Genomic DNA, 21,541 nt, shown 5'->3' with positions numbered 1-21,541 from the left:
CCGGCCCTGTTTCGGCCGGCACGCATGGCGCGCCCGCTTTCCTGCCGCACCGCCCGCCGCACTGGCTGCGCCCCGATTACAGGTGCAGCGCCGCGAGCGCCGCCAGGATCCCGCCGACCGTCGCCACGCCATAGGAGACGGCCTGCAGCCAGCGCCGCCGCGACAGCAGCGTGATGGCGGCCAGCGCGATCGACACCTGGATGGCGACGACCGCCTGCGCCCAGCGGTGGTGATGGTGCACCGCGGCCTCGCTGGCCTCGTCCGCCTGCCGGGCGGCCTGCTCCTGGGCGTCGGCCTTCTGCCGGATCACCTCCTTCTCGGCGGCGTAGCGCTGCGCCTCGCGCCTGGCCGCCGCCTGGTCGACACCCGGCAACTGCGCCGTCAGTTCGGCGATGGCCTGCTTCTGCCCCTTGGCCTGGTAGTAAGCCCATTGATTGGCCGCCTCGGTCTTGTGGATGGCGGCCTCGTTCTTCAACAGCAGCGCCTCGTTCTGCGTGGCGCCGCCCTGGTAGCCGAACACCGCGCCCGCCGTCGACAAGATCGCCGTCATGACCGCGATGCGGCCGGCGAAGCGGTCCGCATGGCCCGCCTCCGCAGCGTGCTCGAGGGCGTGGTCGTGCGCGCCATGCACGTGAAAACCTTCCGACATGCTTTCCTCCTTCCCTTGCCTTACTGTTTTCCTGCCCGGCGCATGCTCACACCCCTTCGGCCGGCGTCAGCGATGCCGCATCCGCGCCGCCCTGGCCGCCACGGCGGCGGTTGACCCAGGCGAACACCACCGGCAGCACCAGCAGCGTCAGCAGCGTGGTGGTCACCATGCCGCCCACGATCACCAGTGCCAGCGGACGCTGCGCCTCCGAGCCGATGCCGTGCGACAGCGCCGCCGGCAGCAGGCCCAGGCCGGCCAGCATGGCCGTCATCACCACCGGGCGCAGCCGCAGCGAGGCGCCCTCCACCACCGCTTCATGCAGGTCGTCCGCGCCGGACTGCGACAGGCGGTTGATGTAGGAGATCAGGATCACCCCGTCCTGGATGGCGATGCCGAACAGCGACAGGAAGCCGATGCCCGCGGAGATGCTCAGCGTCTCGCCGGCGATATGCAGCGACAGCAGGCCGCCGATGGCCGCGAACGGCACGTTCAGCACCACCATCAGCGCGTCCTTGAAGTTGCCGAAGGTGCTGTACAGCAGCAGGAAGATCACCAGGATGGTGAGCGGCACGATCACCGCCAGCTTCTTCTGCGCCACCTTCATCTGGTTGAACTGGCCGTCCCAGAACATGGTGTAGCCGGCCGGCAGCGCGACCGCCTGCTTGACCTTCTCCTGCGCCTCCGTCACGGCGCTGCCGAGGTCGCGCCCGCGCACGCCGAACTTGATGGCGATGTAGCGCTTGCCGGATTCGCGGTAGATGAAGAAAGGACCGTCGGTGACTTCGACCTTGGCCACCATCGACAGCGGAATGCGCTGCCCGTCGGGCGTGTCCACCAGCAGGCGGTTGATCACGTCGGCGTTGTTGCGCGCGCTGTCGTTCAGGCGCACGGTCAGGCCGAAGGTCTTCTCGCCGTCGAGGATCTGCGTGACCGGGTCGCCGCCGATGGCGTACTGCACCAGGGTCTGGATGTCGTTGACGCTGAGGCCGAAGCGGGCGGTCTTCTCGCGGTCCACCGAGATGTTCAGCGTGGGCTGGCCCAGCTCCTTGAAGATACCCACGTCGGCCAGGCCCGGCACGCGCTTGAGGATGGACTCCACTTCCTTGGCCTTGTCCTGCAGGGCGAGCAGGTCGGGGCCGAAGATCTTGACCGAGTTCTCGCCCTTGACCCCGGACAGCGCCTCGTTGACGTTGTCCTGGATGTACTGCGAGAAGTTGTACTCGATGCCCGGCACGCGGTTCAGCCGCTTGGTCAGGCGATTGACCACCTGCTGCTTGGTCGTGCCCTTGGGCCAGTCTTCGCGCGGCTTGAAGTACAGCGCGTATTCCTGGTTGAACACGCCGGTGGAATCGGTGCCGTCGTCGGGGCGGCCGATCTGCAGCGAGACCGCGCGCACCTCGGGCTGCTCGCGGAAGTAGGCGCGCAGCTCGCGGCCGATCGAGGCCGAATAGTCCAGGTCGACGGTATTGGGCAGCGTCACGCGCAGCCACAGGTTGTTCTCTTCCAGCGTGGGCAGGAACTCGGTACCCAGGTAGCGCGAGCTGTACAGGGTGGCGCCCAGGCCGAGCGCGGCGGCCAGGAAGACCATGCCGGGGCGCTTGAGCAGGGCGCGCAGCAGCGGCTTGTAGCCGTTGAGGATGATCTCGATGAAGCGCGGCGAATGCGGCCGCAGCGAACCGCTGAAGACGAAGGAGGTCACCGCCGGCACGAAGGTCAGCGCCAGCACGATCGAAGCCAGCAGCGCGAAGCCCATGGTGAAGGCCATCGGCTTGAAGATGATGCCCTCCACCCCGCCCATGAAGAACAGCGGCGAGTAGGCCACGATGATGATGCCGGTGGAGAAGATCATGGCCCGCTGCACTTCGCTGGTGGCCTTGACGATGGCTTCCTCTGTGTTCGACTGGCCTTCCTCCAGGTGGCGCATGATGTTTTCCATCACGATCACCGCCGCGTCCACGATCAGGCCGAAGTCGATGGCGCCGAGCGAGATCAGGTTGGCCGGCACCTTGAAGTGGTCCATGTTGATGAAGGACACGCACAGCGCCAGCGGGATCACCGCCGCCACCACCGCGGCGGCGCGGAAGCTGCCGAGGAAGACGAACAGCACGATCAGCACCAGCGAGATGCCGACGAACAGCGCATGCTCCACCGTGCCCATGGTGAGATCCAGCAGGTTCTGCCGGTCATAGAAGGGCTTGATCTGGATATGCTTGGGCAGCGTGTTCTCGTTCAGGTCCGCGATCTTGTCGCGCACCCGGGCCAGCACTTCGGAGGCGTTGTCGTCGCGCTTGAGCAGCACGATGCCCTCGACCACATCGTCCTGGCGATCGAACTGCACCATGCCCAGGCGCTGCGCATGGCCCTCGCGCACCTCGGCGATGTCGCGCACGCGCACCGGCACGCCGTTGGTCGTCGCCACGGTGACGTTGCGGATATCCTCCAGCGTCTGCAGCAGGCCCACGCCGCGCACCACGAACTGCTGCTCGCCGGCCTTCATCAGCCCGCCGCCGGTGTTGGCGTTGGCATTGGTCACCGCGTCGATGACCTGCTTGAGCGTGAGGCCGTAGGCCTGCATCTTCTCCGGCGTCGGCACGATCTGGTACTGCTTGACCATGCCGCCGAAGGCGGACACGTCCGCCACGCCGGGGATGTGCTTGATTTCCTTGTAGACGGTGTAGTCCTGGACGGTCTTGAGCGTGGTCAGGTCCACGCCGTCGCCCTCCAGGCGGAAGCGCATGATCTCGCCAGTGGCATCGCTGTCGGGCGACAGCGCGGCCTGCACGCCTTGCGGCAGGTTGGCCTGCGACAGGTAGGTGACGAAGTTCTGGCGCGCCTTGAAGTTGTCGACGCCTTCCTTGAACTTCACCGTCACCACCGACAGCCCGAACAGCGACACCGAGCGGAAGGACTGCACGTCCGGCACGCTGGCCAGCGCGTTCTCCACCGGGATGGTGATCTGCTGCTCCACCTCCACCGTGCTGCGGCCCGGCCATTGCGTGATGGCCTGCACCGTCACCGGCGCCACGCCGGGATAGGCCTGCAGCGGCAGGCGCAGGAAACTCAGGACCCCGGCCACCAGCAGGGCGACGGCCAGGAAGACGATCATCAGGCGGCGCTTGAGGATGGCGCGGATCGGGGTGAACGCCATCTCAGGACTCCTGCTTGAGCAGCATCTCGTTGAGCAGCATGCCCCCTTGCGTGAACACCTTGAGCGGCTGCGCCAGCGGCACGCCGTCGGTCACGGCGAACATGCCGTCACCCTGCGGCATGCCCTGCACCACCTGCCGGCGCACGTGCTGCGCGTCCGGCTGCGTCAGCAGCACCAGCTTGCCCTGGTCCTTGACGATGGCCGACTGCGGCACCACCAGCGCCTGCCGGCTGCCGGTCACGATGCGCGCGGTGGCGTACATCTCCGGCTTGAGCAGCCCGTCCGGGTTGGGCACGTCGCAGCGCACCTGCAGCGTATGCGTGTCGGCATCGACGTTCGGCGCGATGAAGCTCACCCGGCCGGTGTAGCGCCGCCCCGGGTAGGCCGCCGTCTCGATCTCGATGGCCTGGCCCAGCTTGACGTTGCGGATATCGTGCTCGTACAGGTTGCCGGTGAACCAGACCGAGCTGGTGTCGATCACGCTCATCAGCGCGTCGCCCACGTTCAGGTAGGAGCCCTGGTCCATCTCGCGCTTGACGATGGTGCCGCTGATCGGCGCCCGGATCGTCAGCGTCTCGCTGACCGTGCCGCGCTCGCGGATGCGCGCGATGTCCTCGCTGCTCGCGCCCAGCACGCGCAGCTTGTTCTCGGCCGACTGCATGGTCTGGCGCGCATCGTCCAGCAGCTCCTTCAGGTCGCTGCTCGACAAGGTGTGGTAGGCATTGTGCGACAGCAGGAACTCGTTCTGCGCCGCGATGTACTCGGGCGAGTACAGCTCGGCCAGCGGCTGGCCGGCGCGCACCTTGGCGCCCTCGTACACCAGGATGCGTTCCACCCGGCCCGCCACCCGCGCCGAGGCCAGCTTGGCCTGCTGCACGTTGTAGGCCAGCCGGCCCGGCGTCGGCATGTCCACCCGCACCGGCTGCGCGCTGAAGGTCGCGCTCTGCACGATCTTCGGGTCGAAGCCGCCTTCGGGCAGCGCCAGCGTGGTGGGGATGGCGCGCGCGCGCGGCTGCGCGGCCTGTCCGGCCGCCGCGTCGGCCAGCGCCGTCGGCTTGCCGGCAGCGCCCGGCACCTGTCCGGCATTGCGCTGCGCCCAGAAATTGCCGCCCACGGCGCCGCATGCCAGCGCCACCACCAGGCCGGCGCCCATCATCAGGTTCTTGTTCATCCGCTCAGATCCCGCTAATCCTGCATTCCATCAAAGAGATTCCCGGCCCACCGCCGCCGCCAGCGTGTAGTACGCCTGGCGCGCGTCCGCCTCCGCCTGCGCCACCGCCAGCTCCGCGTTCTTCAAGGCGGTGCTGGCCGTCAGCAGGTCGGTGAAAGCGGCGTTGTTGTTGGCGTAGTTGGTGAAGGCCATCTTGTAGGCGGCCATCGCCTCGGGAAGCTGCCGGCGGCGCAGGAACTCCATCTGGTTGACGGCCTGGCGCAGGGTGTTGTGCGCGGTGTTCACGCCCAGCAGGGTCTGCTGGCGCACGGATTGTTCGTTGGCGTCGGAGGCCACCTTGTTGGCCACCGCCTCATCCACCCCGTAGCGTTCCTTGGTGAAGAAGAACAGGGGAATGATGATGTCGAATTCGATGCCGTAGCTGGCCGGCCGGAAGCCCAGCGGCGGATTGTTGCCGTTGAAGGTGCCGATCACCTGGAAGTCCGGCAGGTAGGCCTTGCGCGCCAGCCGCACGCCCTTCTCGGCGGCCTCCACCAGGTAGCGCGAGGCGCGCACGCCCGGGTGCTCGCGCAGCGCCATCTCCTCCAGCTCCGGCAGCGGCGCGGCCGGCAGCCGCGTCGCGCTGCTGTCCTGGCGCAGTTCCAGCGGGAAGGCCGGCGCCTTGCCGATCAGCGTGTTGATCGACTTCAGGCCGTTCTCGTACTGCCGCTCCAGCGCGAAGGCATCGTTCTGCGCGCTGCTCTGCGCCACCTGCGCGTTCAGGTAGTCGACGTAGCCGGCGGCGTTGTTGGCATAGCGGATGCGCGCCACCTGCTTGACCTGTTCGAGCCGCTTCAGGTTGAGCTGCAGCACCTCGAGCTGGGCCTTCTGCGACAGCGACTGGAAGTAGGTGGTGCTGAGCTGGGCGTAGAGCTGCAGGAACAGCGCATCGCGCTGCGCGTCCAGCGACTCGGCCTGGGTGTCGGCGATCTCCGCCGCCAGCGCCTTCTTGCCGGGGAAGGGGAAGGACTGCGTCAGCGTGTAGCTGAACTGCTCGGCGCGGGCAAAGGCCAGCGGGCTGTTCTTGGGCAGGTTGTTCCAGATGAAGCCGACCTGCGGATTGTTGGGCGCGGCGATCTGCGGCACCTGGGCCTTGGCGGCCTGGTACAGCGCGCGCGCCTGGATCAGCTGCGGATTGTTGGCGCGCAGTTCCTGCGTCAGTTCCCACAGCGAGAAGCCGGGGCCGATCACGCCCTTGGCCACGCTGCCGTCGGCGCCAGCCGGCGCACCGGCGGCGCTTGCCGGAGCGGCTGCCGCCGCCGAAGCCGGCGCGGCGCTGTCGCCGCTGCGGCCCCAGCCGCCGGCTTCGCGCACGCGTTTCCCCGCGCGCATGGCGGCGCCCGGGTCGGTATCCCCATTCAGCTCCACAGCAAAAACCGGCTGGCCGAACTGGGCCAGCAATGCCAGCATCCCCGTCGCGAGGCCGGCGGGCGTCATCCGCTTCAACACGCGTATCCCTTCTTATTGACTTGTCGCGCGCATTTATCGCAAGCAAGGCTTTCAAATGCATTTCAGAAACGGCCGGCTCGCCACATCGACACACTAGGACTTACCCTGTCAACCGTAAGGCCGCCTCATGCGTGCCGAAGGCAGGCGCCAGCACAGGTCAGCATCGTGTCAGCGCGCCGGCCCGGCAGCGGCCCGCTGGCAACGCACCGGACCCCGGCCAGCCGATCCGGATGCCCATGCGCGCCGGCCGGGCGAGGCATGGCCGCTGGGCGGGCCCTGCCGGAACCCGTCGACCCGACCCACAGCCCCCCCCCGCGGCGTACAGCCGCGCCGCCATCTCCGCAGAATTCCCCCTCCCGAATGGCAGACGCCCAGGCGCTGATCCGCCCGGCATGGTCGAATCGCGCCGACTGAGCGCCCTATAGTCGACTTTTCTAGCCTTCTTATCGATTTTTCAGATAGAAGATAGAAACTTTATTCGTTTGTCTCCTTATACATAAAACAAATAACGTTATGCAAAATTCGAACATAAGCCGACGACCATGCATAACAAGCTTCTCAGCGGTAAAGCCCCCGGCCTGGCCCTGGTGATCGCCATCGCGGTTCCTGCCATGTTCCTGGGCCATCTCTTCCCCTTGCTGGGCGGGGCGGTGATCGCCATGCTGCTGGGCCTGGGCTGCCGCAGCGTCTACCAGCCGGGCGCGGCGCTGCAGCCTGGCCTGCAGTTCGCTTCCAAGCAGGTGCTGCAGTATTCGATCGTGGGGCTGGGCTTCAGCCTGCCGATCCATGAGGTGGTGCGCACCGGGCTGACCTCCCTGCCCGTCTCCCTGATCACGCTGGCCGTGGCCTTCGCGGTGGCGCTGGCGGTGGGCAAGCTGCTGCACATCCCCGAGAAGCTGAAGATCCTGATCGGCGCCGGCACCGCCATCTGCGGCGGCTCGGCGATCGCGGCCATCACGCCGGTGCTGCGTCCCGACGACCATGACACCGCCTACGCGCTGTCGACCATCTTCCTGTTCAATATCGTCGCGGTGATGATCTTCCCGGCGCTGGGCCGGCACTTCGGCATGTCCGACACCGGCTTCGGCCTGTGGGCGGGCACCGCCATCAACGACACCTCATCGGTGGTGGCGGCGGCCTACGCCTGGAACAACTTCGCCGGCGAGTACGCCACCATCGTCAAGCTGACCCGCGCCATGATGATCGTGCCCGTCACGCTGGTCCTGGGCCTGCTCTTCAGCCGCGGGCGGGGCGGCGCCGCCGTGCCGCTGCACAAGAACGTACCCTGGTTCATCGTGCTGTTCGTGCTGGCCTCGGTGGTCAATGAATGGCTGCCGCCCGCCCTGACCGCGGCGATCCGCCAGCTCGCGCCGTTCATGATCGTGCTGGCCCTGGCCGGCATCGGCCTGGGCACCGACGTGCAGCGCCTGCGCCGCGCGGGCTGGAAGCCCCTGCTGCTGGGCCTGGTGGTGTGGTGCAGCGTGGCGGTGAGCAGCCTGCTGGTGCAGCACCTGACGGGGATGATCTGAGCCGGCGGCTTCAGCTCACCGCCGACGCCGCCTCGCCCGCGGCGCTGGCACTGCCGCCACCCCCGCCGCGCAGCCGTTCGCGCTGCGTCTCCTCCAGCCACAGATGCCGGCTCGGGCGCAGCAGGTCGCGCAGGGACACGATGCCGGCCAGCCGCATCGACCGCGCATCGTCCACCACCGCCAGCCGGCCCACGCCCAGGGCCGCCATGCGCCCCGCCGCCGCGCGCGCCGTCTCTTCCGGCAGCAGCACGGCCGGCGCGGCCGCGCCGGCGAACAGCGCGGCGCAGGGCGTACCCTCCTGCTCGCGCCCGCGCAGCAGGGCGCGGTCCAGCAGGCCCAGCACGCGGCCGTCCTGCACCACCGGGTAGCCGCGATGCGCGGCGTGCTCGCCGAAGTAGGCCTGCGCGGCCTGGGCCAGGGTCAGGCCCCCGTCGATCCAGATCACCTCGCGCGTCATCAGGTCCGCCACATGCTGGCGCGCGAGCGGGTCGACGCTGTATTCGCGGTAGATGTGCAGGCCGCGCCGGGCGATCTTCTCGGTCATGATGGAGCGCTTCATCAGCAGCGCCGTCAGGCCATAGGCCACTGCCGTGGTGAGCAGCAGCGGCAGCAGCGCCTCGCTGTCGTGCGTGAGGCCGAAGGCGAACACGATGGCGGTGAGCGGCGCGCCCAGCACGCTGCCCAGCACCCCCGCCATGCACACCAGCGCCCATAGCTGCGGCGAGCCGCCCGGCAGCCAGGGCGACAGCACCGTGCCGAGGCCGGCGCCGAGCATCAGCAGCGGCGCCAGCACGCCGCCGGAGGTACCCGAGCCGAGCGCGATCACCCAGATCACTGCCTTGACCGCGAGCAGCGCCAGTGCGGCCTCCAGCAGCAGGCGATGGTTGAGCAGGTCGCCGATGACGTCATAGCCCACGCCCAGCGCGCGCGGCGCGAAGTAGCCGCCGATGCCGACCGCCAGGCCGCCCAGGGCGGGCCACCACATCCAGTGCAGGCGCAGCTTGCCGAAGGCATCTTCCACCTTGTACAGCCCCAGCGTGAGCGCCGCACCGAGCACGCCGCTCAGCAGGCCGGCCACCACGCAGGAGGCCAGCGCCAGCGTGGTGGCCGGCGCCGTCTGCAGCGGGAACAGCGGCCCCGCCTCGAACAGCCAGGGCCGCAGGAAGCCGGCCACGCCGCAGGCGAGCGCCACCGGCAGCAGGCTGCGCGGGCGCAGTTCGAACAGCAGCAGTTCCACGCCCAGCAGCACCGCCGCCACCGGCGTGCCGAAGATGGCGGTCATGCCGGCACAGGCGCCGGCCACCAGCAGCGTCTTGCGCTCGGCGGCTGTCAGGTGCAGGTACTGGGCCAGCAGCGAGGCGATCGAGCCGCCGGTCATGATGATCGGCCCTTCGGCGCCGAAGGGGCCGCCGCTGCCGATCACGATGCCCGAGGCCAGCGGCTTGAGCACCGCCACGCGCGGCGACATCTTGCTCTTGCCGAACAGCACCGCCTCGATGGCCTCCGGGATGCCATGGCCGCGGATCCTGTCGCTGCCGTAGCGCGCCATCAGGCCGACGATGAGGCCGCCCAGCACCGGCACGGCAATCACCCAGGCGCCCGGCGCGTGGCCCGCGGGCGAACGCTCGGCCAGCGACAGCGACTGGAAGAAGAACAGGTTGGTGAAGAAGCGGATCAGCTTGAGCAGCACGTCCGCCGCCAGCGTGCTGACGGCGCCGATGCCCAGCGCCACGCCGGCCAGCAGCAGCATGCGGCGGTCGACGTGGTAGTCGCGCCTGGAGATCGGTGGCGCGGCAGGCGGGTGGTAAGACGGCGGGGAGGATGGCACGGGGGGCGGCAGGGAGGACATGGCTAGGTGCGGACGGCTGGAGAGGGCGGGAGTCGTGCAAGGGCGCCGGCTGGCGCGGCACGGCGCCCGCCCTGGGGACCGAGGCGCGGCGCATCGGCCGGAAGCGTCGAAATATATCATGTCATGATATATCTGCGCAGACCGCGGCGACATGCCGGGGCCGCCCGCCGAGGTGTCGGCGCCATGCCACAGCGGCGGCAAATGTAAGCATTTGTAATGTCCGCGATAGTATGATGGCGCACATTGCCCGCATTGATATCGCTTCTGACACATTTGGCACTCCGGCCCGAGCCAGGCCGCCGGCGCCATGGCGGGAGCCGCAACAAGACACAAGAAGAAGCACGTGCCCAGTTCGCACCACTCCCACGCCGCGCCGGCCGCCGCCGGCGCCCTGCCGGAAGCCGGCGACCAGGACCGGACCGCTCCGCACAAACCCGCCACGCGCTTCGCCTTCTCGCTGCCGGTGGCGCTGGTGATCTCCTTCCTGATGCTGTGGGGCATTCCCAAGGTGGTGCCGTCCAGCGACGCCATCACCCATGTCACCGCGCGCCTGCAGAGCGCGCTGGTCGGCGCCTTCTATCCCGCTACCCACCGCGACGACGTCACCGTGCTGCTGATCGACGACGCCTCGCTGACCGAACTGGGCCAGGGCTGGCCGGTGCCCTACCGCACCCATGCACGCTGGCTGTCGGTGCTGGGGCAGGTCTACAAGCCGCGCGCGATCTTCCTCGACATCACCTTCACCCAGGCGCGCGACGATGCCACCCTGCCCGCGCTGGTGCAGTCACTGTGCCGGTTGCGCGACCGCGGCGTGCCGGTGTTCCTGGCCGCGCTGCCCGGCCCCGACGGCAAGCTGGCCCTGCGGCCGGGGCTGGAAACGCCGCCCGGCGAGGCGCCCTGCTTCCAGCTGGTGGGCGTGGACTACGAGGCGGACCGCATCGACCGCCTGGTGTGGAGCTATCCGCTGTGGCGCGAGGCGGAAGGTCATGAAGGCGGCCACGCGGGTAGCGACGCCGGCGCCCATGCCGGCGAAGGCGCCGGGAAGGGTGCCGCGCCCGGCGGCGAGGCCGGCCACGGCGCCGGCCAGCCCGCGCGCAGCGCGGCATTGGCGATGGCCGAGGATGCCGGCGGCCTGAGGCTGGCGCGCGAGGAGGAGCCGATGGCCCTGGTCTGGGGCGTGCGCAACGGCGACCTGCCGCGCTACGCCGAGTGGTGCCGCCCTTCCTCCGGCCTGGCCGAGGTCCTGCCGGCGCCGCTGCGCGCGCTCTGGCAAGGCAAGGAAGCCTACCAGCCGATCTGCCCCTACAGCCGCGCGCTGGCCATGCGCCAGCTCAAGCCGTCGAGCGAGGCCGACGAGCGCACGCTGCGCGAGCGCCTGGACGGTCGCTTCGTGCTGATCGGCACTTCCATGGCCGGCTCCAACGACCTGGTGGCCTCGCCGGTGCATGGCCCCATCCCGGGCGTGTTCCTGCATGCGATGGCGCTCGACAACCTGCTGACCTACGGCACCCGCTACAAGCGCGCGCTGGAATGGGAACTGCTGCCGCCCTGGCGCCTGGCCTTGCTGGGCACGGCGGTGGTGATCCTGGCGCACTGGCTGCTGCACCGGCGCTACCTGCTGTCCGCCGGCCACGGCGGCAACGACGCCCCGGCGCGGCGCCACGCCTGGCTGGGCCGGCGCTGGTGGCGCGCGGCGCGTGCCTGGCTGGCGCGCCGCCGCCATGCGCTCGAAGCGATCGCGCGCGGCCATGCCCGCTGGACGCCGCAGCACCTGCTGGCCGAGGCGCTGCTGGCCGCCGGCCGCCTGACCGACTTCCTGGCGCGCCAGCTCGGCCGCATCGTTTTTTCCACCGCGGTGATCCTGCTGGTGATCCTGCTGGCGCAAGGCGTGCTCGACATCGGCACCCTGCCGGTGGTCGACCTCGCCGCCATGGCGCTGGCCGCCGAATGGCTGGGCTGGACCCGCAAGATCACCGATGTCGCCCTGGGCGAAGACCCGGACGAGCCGCCGCTTCCTGAATCGCACCACTCGGAGTAGAACCATGCGCCGCTTTGCCCTCCGCCAAACGCTTGCCGCCGCCTCGCTGTCGCTGCTGGCCGGCCTGTCCGCCACTGCCATGCAGGCCGCGCAGGCCGCCACGCCGGCCACCCTGGGACAGGTCACCGCCGCCGTGCAGAAGCCGCTGCCGCTGTATGCGCATCCGGGCGATGCCAACGCCGCACAGACGGTGGCCGCCGACAACCTGCCCTGGGCCATCCTGGAGGCCAAGGACGACTTCTACCGCGTGCGCGTGGGCGGCCGCGACTACTGGGTCGACGGCATGACCGTGCGCGTGGCGCGCGCCGCCAAGGCGGCCTGCGACGCCACCGTGACCCAGGGCAAGACCAATAACAGCCCCACCGGCTCCACCCCGGGTGCCGGCGAGAACGCTTGCCGCTGAGCCCATGCGAGCCGGCAAGAACCTGGCGCGCCAAGGCCGCATGGCGCGCATGGCACGCATGGCACGCATGAGGGGCTGGACGCGCCTGCTGCGCGCCACCGCGCTGGCGGGTGCCGCGGCACTGCTGGCCAGCGCCTGCGCCACGCTGCCGGGCGGCGACAGCTTCGTCGTCACCACCGGCGAGCTGCCGCCGGTGCCCACCGGCCGCACCTGGCCCGATGCCGCGCAGGACGTGCGCAACCAGCGCGCGCGCGGCAATGGCCTGGTCGAGATGCCCGAGATGCAGGCCTACCTCAACGGCCTGCTGGCCAAGGTCAAGACCGCCGCCGGCGTGCCGAACTGGCCGGGCGCGGTCTATATCACCGCCTCCAACGACCTCGAGGCCTACTGCACCGGCGCCGGCAACATCTACCTCTCGCTCGGCTGGCTGTCGTCGGCCGAGTCGGAAGACGAGATCGTGGCCATCCTGTCGCACGAGTACGGCCACGTCTATCTCGACTACCACCAGCTCGAGGGCGCGAGCAACACCGCAGACAAGATGGCGCTGTGGGCCTCGGTCGGCATGGTGCTGGCGCAGAAGGCCGGCAATGCCACCGGCTGGGGCATCGGCGACAGCATGGTGGCCTCCTACCTGCTCGGCAAGGGCGTGCTGGTGCCGGCCTGGGGCCGCCAGCAGGAGGAGAACGCCGACCGCTTCGGCGCCACCGTCAGCCTGCGCCTGGGCTACTCCTTCACGCAGGGCTTCAAGGCTTTCCTGGAGCGCCAGGACACCTGGGAGCAGCAGAACGCGGCGCGCCGCGAGGCGCAGAAGCTGCGCGTGCTGGAGCAGGTCAAGCTGGCCGCCGCCGACAACGCGCGCAAGAAGAGCGCCGCGCAGGGCAACGACGCCGTCAACCACGCCATGCGCGAGATGCAGGCCTCGCTCGAATCGGGCACCGCCGGCCTGTTCCAGAGCGTGGACAGCGGCGTGCGCGACCTGTGGGGCCAGTTCACCGAGTCGCACCCGTCGACCAGCGCGCGCCTCGACTCGCTGACCGCGCAGGTGATGCCGCTGATGGCCGGCAAGCCGCGCCCGCGCCCGAGCGTGGAGCCGTGGACGCGCGCCCTGGCGCAGAAGCGCAGCGCCGCCACGCTGAAGAACTACCAGCTCGCGGCCGATGCCCAGGGCGCGCTGCAGGCCCAGGATTTCGTCCGCGCGCGCAAGCTGGCGCTGGACGCCGCCTCGGGCCCGACCGCACGCCAGGCGCTGCCGCTGCTGACGCTAAGCCTGGCCGAGATCGGCCCGGGCGGCAACGGCATGCAGATGCAGCGCGCCGCCATGGTGCTCGACCGCAACCTGCAATCCGAGCCGGACCGCGCCTGGACCGTCTACGTGACACGCGCCAACGGCCTGCTCGGCTCCGGCCAGGGCCGCGCGGCGCAGACGGTGATGGACCAGGGCTTCACCTACTTCAACGACGCGCCGGCCGCCTGGCCCGATGCGATCCGCTTCTACGGCCAGGCCGGCGACTGGAACCGCGCCAAGCAACTGGCCGCGCAATGCGCCAGCCGCTTCCCCACCTACGCCAACGGCTGCAACACCGCCGCGCTCACGCCGGCGGAAAAGGCCGAGCAGGAGCGGCGCAACGAGCAGAAAGCCAAGAGCCTGGTGGACCGGTTGACGAAGAAGTAGCGGAAGTCTGCGGCGGAATTCGATAGCGGAAGCCGCCGCGGCCAGCCAGCGCCTGCCCTCTCCCCCGGCCCCTCTCCCGCAGGCGGGAGAGGGGAGCAGACCGGCGCGGTGCGAATCCCCTCGCGCTGAATAGAGCCAAAACGATGCGCCAACACCGCCGGCCAAGCACGAGGTCTTGGCTCCCTCTCCCCGCACGGAGAGGGCGGGGGAGAGGGGTGGTTCAGCAAGGTGCCACATCCAGCGAAGCCCTCGGGGTGATCCAGCTCACGAACGCCCAGCGAAGCCCTCGGTGCGATCCAGCACGCAGGCCTACAGACCCTGCCCCGCCCGCCGATATCCCTAGCGTGCGCCAGGGCCACACCACCACGAGGAATCCACATGCCGCGCGACGCCTGTTTTGCATGCGAGTCCGGCCATCCCGTGCCTGGCGGTGCCACACATTGCCCGCCACCTGCGCAGCACCCGCTTTCCTGCACGCCATCTTCCCCGCGCACGACACCGGCAGCCGCCCGCTGCGGACGGCCGGTGCCGCGCCGACCCAGCCATCGACCTCGATGGCAAACCCGGTGAGACACCATGAGGCACAGCCAGATTGACGCGGGCATCGCGCCCGCCCCGGAACAGGCGATTCCCGCCCCCGACACGGTTCACTCCCCCGCCACCACGCCGGCGCCCGACGCCAGCGGCACCAGCGCAAGCCATTCGCTGGCCCGGCTCGGCTGGCGCCAGACGGTCGTCGCCGGCGGCAGCGCGCTCGCCGCGGCGGCCCTCGCCGGAGGCTGCGCGGCCGACGCGCCGCCGCCGGCGGTGCAGGCCCAGGCGCCCGCCGCCCAGCAGCTCTGGTGCCAGGCGCCGGAAGGCTACTACCCCGAGGTGCAGCAATGTGCGGGGGGCTGGGTCCGCCGCGCGCCCGCGCATGCCGCTTCCGATGCCGCGCCGCCGGTGCTGGTGATTCCGGTGCAACCGCCCGCGGGAGTCCGCCCATGAAGCGCCCCGCCCTGCCGAAGCGCCCGCTGCTGCCGGCTCCGATATCCGCCCTGGTGCCGCTGCTGCTGCCTGCGCTGCTGTCCGCCTGCGGCGGCAGCACCGACGGCTCGGGCAATGCCGCGGCCCCCGCCACGTCGACCAGCATCACCCTGACGCCGCTTGCGGCCGACGTCGCCAGCGCGGCGCTGACGCCGCACTTCTCGCTTGCGCCGGTGGTGCTGGCCGCGCCCGCCGACCTCGACAGCCTGGCCCCGTCCGCTTCCGCGCTGCAGCCGGCCGCGACGCAGGCCGTCCCGGCGGCCCTGGCGGCCACGTCCACCACCCGGCTCACGCCCCAGGCGCTGGCCGCCAACCCGTTGGCAGCGGCCCCGGCGGCGAGCGGCTCGACCACGGTCACCACCTACACGCCGGCACAGATCCGCGCGGGCTACGGCCTGCCCGCGCTGCCGGCCTCGTGGACCGGCCTGAGCGCGAGCGTGGCCGCGCAGATGGGGGCCGGACAGACGGTCTACATCGTCGACGCCATGAGCGATCCCAATATCGCCGCCGAGCTCGCCGCCTTCAGCCAGAAATTCGGCCTGCCCGGCTGCACCACCACCGCGATCGCGCCGGGCGCCACCCTGCCGCTGCCGGCGGCGAGCACCGGGGGTTGCCAGTTCTCGGTGGTCAATGCCACCAGCTCCGGCGCCATGACCTCGATCGCTCCGCCCTACGATTCCGGCTGGGCCACCGAGATCGCGCTCGACGTGCAGTGGGTCCATGCCACCGCCCCGCTCGCCCGCATCATCCTGATCCAGGCCTCGAACGCCTCCACCGCCAGCCTGCTGGGCGCCATCAACCTGGCCAACGCCATGGGCCCGGGCGTGATCTCGATGAGCTTCGGCGCCGCCGAAGGCAGCTGGACCAGCTCGGTCGACTCGGCCTTCACGCGCACCAACATGACCTACATGGCGGCGACCGGCGACAGCGGCACCGGCGTGGAGTGGCCATCCGTCTCGAAGAACGTGCTCGGCGTCGGCGGCACGCACCTGGTGCTGAACGGCAGCACCCGCACGGAATCGGTCTGGAGCGGCACCGGCGGCGGCATCAGCCAGTACACGACGGTGCCGTCGTACCAGACGCCGGCCGTGCCCGGCGTCGGCTCGCTGTCGATGCGCTCGGTCGCCGACGTCGCGTTCAACGCCGACCCCTACACCGGGCAGTACGTGGCGGTCATCCCGCCGGGAGGGTCGACCGCCAGCTGGTACAGCGTCGGCGGCACCAGCCTCGCCACGCCCCAGTGGGCCGCCATCGCGGCCATCGCCAACGCCTTGCGCGCGCAAGGCGGCAAGGCGCCGCTGGGCCTGGCGCAGACGCTGCTCTATGGCAACGTCGGGGCCAACGCCGGCGCCTATGCCGCGGCCTTCAGCGACATCACGCAGGGCAGCGACGGCGCTTGCGCCACCTGCGCGGCGCACACCGGCTATGACCAGCCCTCGGGCCTGGGCACGCCCAATGTGTCGAGCCTGCTGGCGTCGTTGACGGCGAATGCCCAGCCGCCGGCACCGGTGGTCACGCCGGTGACCGTGAATGGCACGGCCGGCAGCGCGCTGAGCTTCACCATGGCGGTGAGCGCGCCGGACGCGGTCACCTGGTCGCTGGCCAATGCGCCGGCGGGCATGAGCGTCAGCGCGGCGGGCCTGATCAGCTGGCCTCAGCCGGTGGCGGGCAGCTACGCCGTCACCGTGACGGCGACCGACAAGGTCACCGGCAGCGCCGGCCACGCCACCGCCACCATCGGCATCGCCGCGCCCCCGGCGCCCGTGGTGGAGGCCACGACGGTCGCGGCCCAGCCGGGCAGCGCGCTGCGCTTCCAGGTCCAGTTCAGCGCATCGGATCCGGTCACCTTCGCGCTGAGCGGGGCACCGTCCGGCATGACGATCAGCAGCGCGGGCGTGCTCTCCTGGGCCTCGCCGGTGGCCGGCAAGTACAGCGTGACGGTGACCGCCAAGGACACCACCACCGGCAAGAGCGGCAGCGCCGTGCTGACGGTGCAGGTCTCCACCAGGCCGATCGGGCCGGTGCTCTCCGCGGCGCCGATCCGCGGCGTGGCAGGCCGGGCCCTGAGCGGCGTGATCGGCGTGTCGGACCCGGGCGCGAGCGCCATCCTGGTGAGGATTTCGGGCGCGCCGCCCAGCATGACCTTCGCCGCCAGCGGGCAGGGGATCCTGCTCAACTGGACGAACCCGGTGGCCGGGACCTACACGCTGGTCCTCAGCGCGACCGATTCCGCCGGCCTGAGCACGCAGAGCACGCTGGTGCTGACCATCAGCGCCAACTGACGCTGACGTGTGGCCGGTGCGCCGCGTGCGCGCCGGCCGGGGTGGCGGTGCGGGCACCTGCCTGCCGCGGCAGGTGCGGGCGCCGGCGACTTATATCATCTTCTGATATATTTCGCCGACGCCCTCTCCCGATCCTCCCCGCCGTACCGTGCCGCCCTCCACTTCCCTGCCGCTCGCCCCCCAGCGCACCGCCGCGTGGCTGCGCACCTTCCTGCCCATGCCGATCGCGGCCAGCCGCCGCGAGCGCATCAAGTCCTGCGCCGGCGCGCTGCTCGGGCTGTTCTGCACCGAGTGGATCAGCCGGCATCTGCTGGCCGGCTTCAATCCCTGGTTCGTCGCCCCGATGGGCGCCTCCGCCGTGCTGCTGTTCGCGGTGCCGTCGAGCCCGCTGGCGCAGCCGTGGTCGATCATCGGCGGCAACCTGGTGGCGGCCCTGGTGGGCGTGGCCTGCGCGCAATGGATTCCGGCCCCCGGCCTGGCCGCGGGCGTGGCGGTGGCGGTGGCCATCGCGCTGATGTTCCAGCTGCGCTGCATCCACCCGCCCAGCGGCGCCGTCGCCATCACCGCGGTGTTCGGCGGCCCGGCGGTGCGCGCGCTCGGCTTCGGCTTCGTGGTGATGCCGGTGCTGGTCAACTCCATGCTGCTGCTATTGCTGGCGCTGGTCTTCAACAACCTCGCCCGCCGCCGCTATCCGCACCGCCCGCCCGAAGCGGCGCCGGGACACGGCACCGCCGACCCGCCGCCCGCGCAGCGCGCCGGCATCACGCGCGCCGACCTGGACCAGGCCCTGGCCGAGCGCGGCGAGTTCCTCGACATCGAGGAAGACGACCTCGAAGCCATCCTGATCGCCGCCGAGCAGCACGCCTACCGGCGCCGCTTCGGCGAACTGCGCTGCGCCGACATCATGTCGCGCGATGTCGTTGCCGTGCAGCCGGGGCAGGCGCTGGAGGACGCCTGGGACCTGCTGGCCCGCCATCGCATCAAGGCGCTGCCGGTGGTGGACGAACAACGGCGCCTGCGCGGCATGCTGAGCGCCACCGACCACCTGCTCGGCCGCGACGCCGCCGGCCCGCGCCAGCGCGTGGCCGACCGCATGACCCCGGCCGTGCTCACGGCGCGCCCCGACCAGCCGATGATCGAACTGGCGCAGGCCTTCTGCGATGGCGGGCTGCATCACGTGCCGGTGGTGGACGCCGGCGGCATCGTGGTGGGCATGGTGACGCAGTCGGACCTGATGGCGGCCCTGCTCAAGGACAGCCTGCTCGGCGCCGGACGCTGAGCGCCGCATGGCTGCCGCGGGCGACGTGCGGGGTGTCGCTGTGGCGAATGCCTGCCCTCTCCCCCGGCCCCTCTCCCGCAAGCGGGAGAGGGGAGACAGCCAGCGGCAAAGGCGAGCGAACCCGCGCCCTGCCCCCTCCCGACTACTCCACCACGATCTTGTGCTCGACCGCCAGCCGCTTCCACTGCGCCAGTTCCTGCTTCATGCGCGCAGCGAAGTCCGCCGGGCTGAGCGCCTGCGGCAGTGCGCCGTCGGGATCGAGCACGGCACGCATCTCGCTCGAGGCAGCGGTGTCGTTGATCTCGCGATTGAGCCGCTGCACCAGCGCCGCCGGCGTGCCGGCCGGTGCCAGCACGCCGACCCAGATGTCCATCTCGTAGCCCGGCACGGTGGCCCCCAGCGCAGGCAGGTCGGGGAAGGCGGCACTGGGGCGCTGCGATGTCACCGCGAGCGCGCGCACCTTGCCTGAGCGGATCTGCGGCGCCATCGAGCTGTAGTTGCCGATCATCACGTCGATCTGGCCGGCCGACAGGTCCAGCAGCGCATTGGAGGCGCCCTTGTAGGGCACATGCATCATGCGCACCTTGGCAGCGTCGCTCAGCAGTTCGGTCGCCATCTGGCCGAGCGAGCCGATGCCCGCCGAGCCATAGGTGATGGCGCCCGGGCGCGCCTTGGCCGCGGCCAGCAACTCGGCCGGCGTGTGGAACGGCTTGGCGGCCGACACCGCCAGCAACAGCGGGCCGTTGCCCACCATCGCGACCGGTGCGAAGGCGGCGATGGCGTCGTAGGGCGACCTGGGCTGGGTGGCCGCCGCGGTCAGGAAGGTCGACGACGTCAACAGCAGCACGGAGCCGTCGCGCGGCGCGCGGGCGACGAAGTCGGCCCCCATGGCGCCAGCCGCGCCAGGCTTGTTCTCGACGATCACATTGGCGCCCAGGCGGCGCGCCAGGCCGGGGGCGAGCGCGCGCGCGATGACGTCGTTGCTGGCTCCGGCCGAGAACGGCACCACGATGCGCACCAGCGGCGGCACGGCCGCGGCGGTATCGGCGCGCGCCGGCAGCGGCGCGATGGCGCCCGCCAGGGCACCGGCGGCCGCAAGGCCTTGCGCGAAGCGCGCCACCCGCTGCAAAGCGGAGTTCTTGTGCATGGCTACCTCTTCGATCTGGTTGGCCTGGCGCGGCGCGCTCAGGCGGGAATGTCGAGGTCGAGCAGCGGTGCGTACTGCTGCGCGCCGAAGATGTCGCCATCGCCGGCGCTGCCGCTGGGCCGGCTGCGGTAGATGGTGAACTTGATGGCGAAGGCCGGATCGTAGGCGACGAAGTCGGAGATGCGCTCGCCGGCAATGCCGTACAGCGCTGCCACACGCTCGCGCGACAGCACGCCCGAGCGCTTCACGCGTTCGTACTCGGCGGCATCGCGGAAGATGATATCGAAGGTGATCTTGTTGACGCCGGCATTCTTGCTGCGAATGGTCTTGGCCAGCTCGTGCAGTTTCTGGGTGCTCATCGTGGTCTTCCTCGGTCCTTCAGATACCGGCTTCGGTCAGGTGGGTGGGGAACAGCGCCATCGGATCCGCCACCTCGATGGTGTGGTTCAGCGTCCAGCGGTAGGCCGGGCTGGCGCGCAGCACTTCGTCGAGCGGGAACGAGACCGAACCCGCCGTGCCCTTCACGTCCGGCAGGCGCGCGTAGAACATCTGGCGCAGGCCGATCATGGCCACCTCCTCCGCCATCCCGGCGGTGGGGGCCACGCCCTGCACCATCACGCACAGCTCGTGGCCGGGCCGGTCGCGCAGCGGCTCCAGCTCGCCCATCACGCCGTCGCGCCCGTACACGTTGTAGTGCAGCGCGTAGCCATCGGGGCCGAAGCGCGCGCGCACCTGCTCGCGTGCCCAGGCGATCACGCGGTCGACGTTGGCGATGGTGTAGGGATCGCGGATGCCGCACAGGCCGACGTAGCGTTCGCCGACCTTGCCCGCGCCTTCCAGCTTCACGCGCACCGTGCCGGCCTCCTCGAAGCGCGCGCCGGTGATGCGGGTGGTGCGGGCATCGACCTGTTCGTAGCGGCAGTGCGTCATGTCGAGCCGGCCGCCGGCGACGAATTCCTCGAAGGGATTGGAGCGCTCGTACATGGCGTGCCCGGCGACCGAAGCCACCGTGCAGCGCTGCTCGGGATGCATGGCGGTGACGCGCACGTCATCGTGCGAGATGGTTCCCATCACCGTCTCCTTGCCGCCATAGGGCTCGGCGCAGAAGGAGGCGCATTCCAGCACCTTGCCGAGGTAGTAGGCGTGGTCGGCCGGGAAGCCGTGGTGCAGGGCCGGCGCGGCGAACAGCGCGGCGTCCGAGCTGCGCCCGCCGATGATCACGTCCGCGCCCTGCGCCAGCAGCGCGCGATAGGGATGCACGCCGGCCATGGCGACCACGCGGTCGGTGGCATCGAGTTCGGCGCGCGTGAGGTCGGCGAAGCCGTCCAGGCCGCGGATGGCCTGGCCCCGCTCGAGCGCGGCGCGCAGCGTGGCCTTGTTCACCTCGGAGTAGAAGTAGCCCAGGCGGAAGCGCTTGAGCCCGTGCTTCTGTGCCAGCTCGCGGATGATGCGCACGTAGAGGTCGACGCGGCTGTTGCTGCCGGTGTCGCCGGCCGAGCCGATGATCATCGGCACCCCCAGCCGGCGCGAGGCCAGCAGCATCTGTTCGAGGTCATGCCGCTGCCAGGCCTCCGGGCTGGTCGAGGTGTCCGAACCCAGCGGCACCGGGCCGACGTCGTCGCTGCCTGAATCGGCGGCGATGTAGTCGGGCCCGGCCGCCACCCCGAGTTCGAAGCTGGCCGTGCGCAGCGGCGCAAAGCCGAGGTGGCCGTTGGGGCAGATGATCTTCAGCGACTGCATGGAGGAAGCTCCCGAGAAGCGCCGGCTGGCGCGGATGCCTGTCCCTACGCAGAAGCCGTGCCATCCGCCGGCGCGAAATACTTCCCTTTTTATTCAACCACTTAGGAATTCCGACCCGCA

General features: G+C 70.5%; 15 protein-coding genes. 7 read left to right on the top strand and 8 right to left on the bottom strand.

Going from position 1 to position 21,541, the window contains the following annotated elements:
- Window positions 1-76 precede the first annotated feature (76 nt).
- The 4 genes from BKK81_RS06065 to BKK81_RS06050 are packed head-to-tail and all read right to left on the bottom strand — an operon-like array spanning window position 77 to window position 6,417.
- Window positions 77-649, bottom strand: a complete 573-nt coding sequence (locus BKK81_RS06065; protein WP_071011365.1) for a DUF4337 domain-containing protein — start codon at window positions 647-649, stop codon at window positions 77-79.
- A 46-nt stretch (window positions 650-695) separates the two neighbouring features.
- Complete coding sequence (locus BKK81_RS06060; RefSeq protein ID WP_071011364.1) at window positions 696-3,797, bottom strand: efflux RND transporter permease subunit; 3,102 nt, start codon at window positions 3,795-3,797, stop codon at window positions 696-698.
- A gap of 1 nt (window position 3,798) precedes the next feature.
- Window positions 3,799-4,968, bottom strand: a complete 1,170-nt coding sequence (locus tag BKK81_RS06055) for an efflux RND transporter periplasmic adaptor subunit (protein ID WP_071011362.1) — start codon at window positions 4,966-4,968, stop codon at window positions 3,799-3,801.
- A 30-nt stretch (window positions 4,969-4,998) separates the two neighbouring features.
- The gene (locus BKK81_RS06050) at window positions 4,999-6,417 is read right to left on the bottom strand and encodes a TolC family protein (protein ID WP_231907983.1); all 1,419 of its coding nucleotides are present in this window, start codon (window positions 6,415-6,417) and stop codon (window positions 4,999-5,001) included.
- Window positions 6,418-6,998: 581 nt separating this feature from the next.
- On the opposite strand from BKK81_RS06050, the gene BKK81_RS06045 reads away from it, so the two are divergent.
- Window positions 6,999-7,985: a YeiH family protein gene (locus tag BKK81_RS06045; protein WP_071011360.1), complete on the top strand. Its 987-nt coding sequence runs from the start codon at window positions 6,999-7,001 to the stop codon at window positions 7,983-7,985.
- Between the two features lie 10 nt (window positions 7,986-7,995).
- Here BKK81_RS06045 and BKK81_RS06040 read toward each other — a convergent pair whose 3' ends face one another.
- Entirely contained in the window at window positions 7,996-9,735 is a 1,740-nt protein-coding gene (locus BKK81_RS06040) for a chloride channel protein (protein WP_231908031.1), read from the bottom strand.
- Between the two features lie 442 nt (window positions 9,736-10,177).
- Here BKK81_RS06040 and BKK81_RS35180 point away from each other — a divergent pair, with 442 nt between their 5' ends.
- From BKK81_RS35180 to BKK81_RS06010, 6 genes are all read left to right on the top strand, one after another.
- On the top strand, window positions 10,178-11,872 hold the full coding sequence (locus tag BKK81_RS35180) for a CHASE2 domain-containing protein (RefSeq protein WP_071011359.1): 1,695 nt from the start codon (window positions 10,178-10,180) through the stop codon (window positions 11,870-11,872).
- 4 nt (window positions 11,873-11,876) lie between these two features.
- Window positions 11,877-12,275 carry a hypothetical protein gene (locus BKK81_RS06030; protein WP_071011357.1) on the top strand — a complete coding sequence of 133 codons (399 nt, stop codon included), beginning with the start codon at window positions 11,877-11,879 and terminating at the stop codon, window positions 12,273-12,275.
- 4 nt (window positions 12,276-12,279) lie between these two features.
- On the top strand, window positions 12,280-13,947 hold the full coding sequence (locus tag BKK81_RS06025; RefSeq protein WP_231907982.1) for a M48 family metalloprotease: 1,668 nt from the start codon (window positions 12,280-12,282) through the stop codon (window positions 13,945-13,947).
- A 576-nt stretch (window positions 13,948-14,523) separates the two neighbouring features.
- Window positions 14,524-14,934: a hypothetical protein gene (locus tag BKK81_RS06020; protein ID WP_231907981.1), complete on the top strand. Its 411-nt coding sequence runs from the start codon at window positions 14,524-14,526 to the stop codon at window positions 14,932-14,934.
- Window positions 14,931-17,255: a S53 family peptidase gene (locus BKK81_RS06015; protein ID WP_071011355.1), complete on the top strand. Its 2,325-nt coding sequence runs from the start codon at window positions 14,931-14,933 to the stop codon at window positions 17,253-17,255. The genes BKK81_RS06020 and BKK81_RS06015 overlap by 4 nt, the downstream gene beginning before the upstream one ends.
- Before the next feature lie 217 nt (window positions 17,256-17,472).
- On the top strand, window positions 17,473-18,534 hold the full coding sequence (locus BKK81_RS06010) for an HPP family protein (RefSeq protein ID WP_083384202.1): 1,062 nt from the start codon (window positions 17,473-17,475) through the stop codon (window positions 18,532-18,534).
- Window positions 18,535-18,676: 142 nt separating this feature from the next.
- Here the strand turns inward: BKK81_RS06010 and BKK81_RS06005 are convergent, their stop codons facing one another.
- From BKK81_RS06005 to BKK81_RS05995, 3 genes are read right to left on the bottom strand one after another with little or no spacing between them, the layout of a single operon-like run.
- Window positions 18,677-19,681, bottom strand: coding sequence for a tripartite tricarboxylate transporter substrate binding protein (locus tag BKK81_RS06005; protein WP_071011352.1), 1,005 nt, complete (start codon window positions 19,679-19,681; stop codon window positions 18,677-18,679).
- 38 nt (window positions 19,682-19,719) lie between these two features.
- On the bottom strand, window positions 19,720-20,040 hold the full coding sequence (locus tag BKK81_RS06000; RefSeq protein WP_071011350.1) for a DUF4387 domain-containing protein: 321 nt from the start codon (window positions 20,038-20,040) through the stop codon (window positions 19,720-19,722).
- A gap of 19 nt (window positions 20,041-20,059) precedes the next feature.
- Window positions 20,060-21,421: an acyclic terpene utilization AtuA family protein gene (locus BKK81_RS05995; protein WP_071011348.1), complete on the bottom strand. Its 1,362-nt coding sequence runs from the start codon at window positions 21,419-21,421 to the stop codon at window positions 20,060-20,062.
- Window positions 21,422-21,541 lie beyond the last annotated feature (120 nt).

It is taken from the genome of Cupriavidus sp. USMAHM13 (assembly GCF_001854285.1).
Classification (GTDB): domain Bacteria; phylum Pseudomonadota; class Gammaproteobacteria; order Burkholderiales; family Burkholderiaceae; genus Cupriavidus; species Cupriavidus malaysiensis.
This window is presented reverse-complemented; position numbering and strand designations above follow the sequence as displayed.

Coding starts and splice junctions, on each gene's coding strand:
- BKK81_RS06005 (WP_071011352.1), bottom strand. CDS start 19,681: ATGCACAAGAACTCCGCTTTGCAGCGGGTGGCGCGCTTCGCGCAAGGC.
- BKK81_RS05995 (WP_071011348.1), bottom strand. CDS start 21,421: ATGCAGTCGCTGAAGATCATCTGCCCCAACGGCCACCTCGGCTTTGCG.
- BKK81_RS06015 (WP_071011355.1), top strand. CDS start 14,931: ATGAAGCGCCCCGCCCTGCCGAAGCGCCCGCTGCTGCCGGCTCCGATA.
- BKK81_RS06040 (WP_231908031.1), bottom strand. CDS start 9,735: ATGCTGCTGCTGGCCGGCGTGGCGCTGGGCATCGGCGCCGTCAGCACG.
- BKK81_RS06045 (WP_071011360.1), top strand. CDS start 6,999: ATGCATAACAAGCTTCTCAGCGGTAAAGCCCCCGGCCTGGCCCTGGTG.
- BKK81_RS06010 (WP_083384202.1), top strand. CDS start 17,473: ATGCCGATCGCGGCCAGCCGCCGCGAGCGCATCAAGTCCTGCGCCGGC.
- BKK81_RS06050 (WP_231907983.1), bottom strand. CDS start 6,417: ATGCTGGCATTGCTGGCCCAGTTCGGCCAGCCGGTTTTTGCTGTGGAG.
- BKK81_RS06065 (WP_071011365.1), bottom strand. CDS start 649: ATGTCGGAAGGTTTTCACGTGCATGGCGCGCACGACCACGCCCTCGAG.
- BKK81_RS06030 (WP_071011357.1), top strand. CDS start 11,877: ATGCGCCGCTTTGCCCTCCGCCAAACGCTTGCCGCCGCCTCGCTGTCG.
- BKK81_RS06060 (WP_071011364.1), bottom strand. CDS start 3,797: ATGGCGTTCACCCCGATCCGCGCCATCCTCAAGCGCCGCCTGATGATC.
- BKK81_RS06055 (WP_071011362.1), bottom strand. CDS start 4,968: ATGAACAAGAACCTGATGATGGGCGCCGGCCTGGTGGTGGCGCTGGCA.
- BKK81_RS06000 (WP_071011350.1), bottom strand. CDS start 20,040: ATGAGCACCCAGAAACTGCACGAGCTGGCCAAGACCATTCGCAGCAAG.
- BKK81_RS06020 (WP_231907981.1), top strand. CDS start 14,524: ATGAGGCACAGCCAGATTGACGCGGGCATCGCGCCCGCCCCGGAACAG.
- BKK81_RS06025 (WP_231907982.1), top strand. CDS start 12,280: ATGCGAGCCGGCAAGAACCTGGCGCGCCAAGGCCGCATGGCGCGCATG.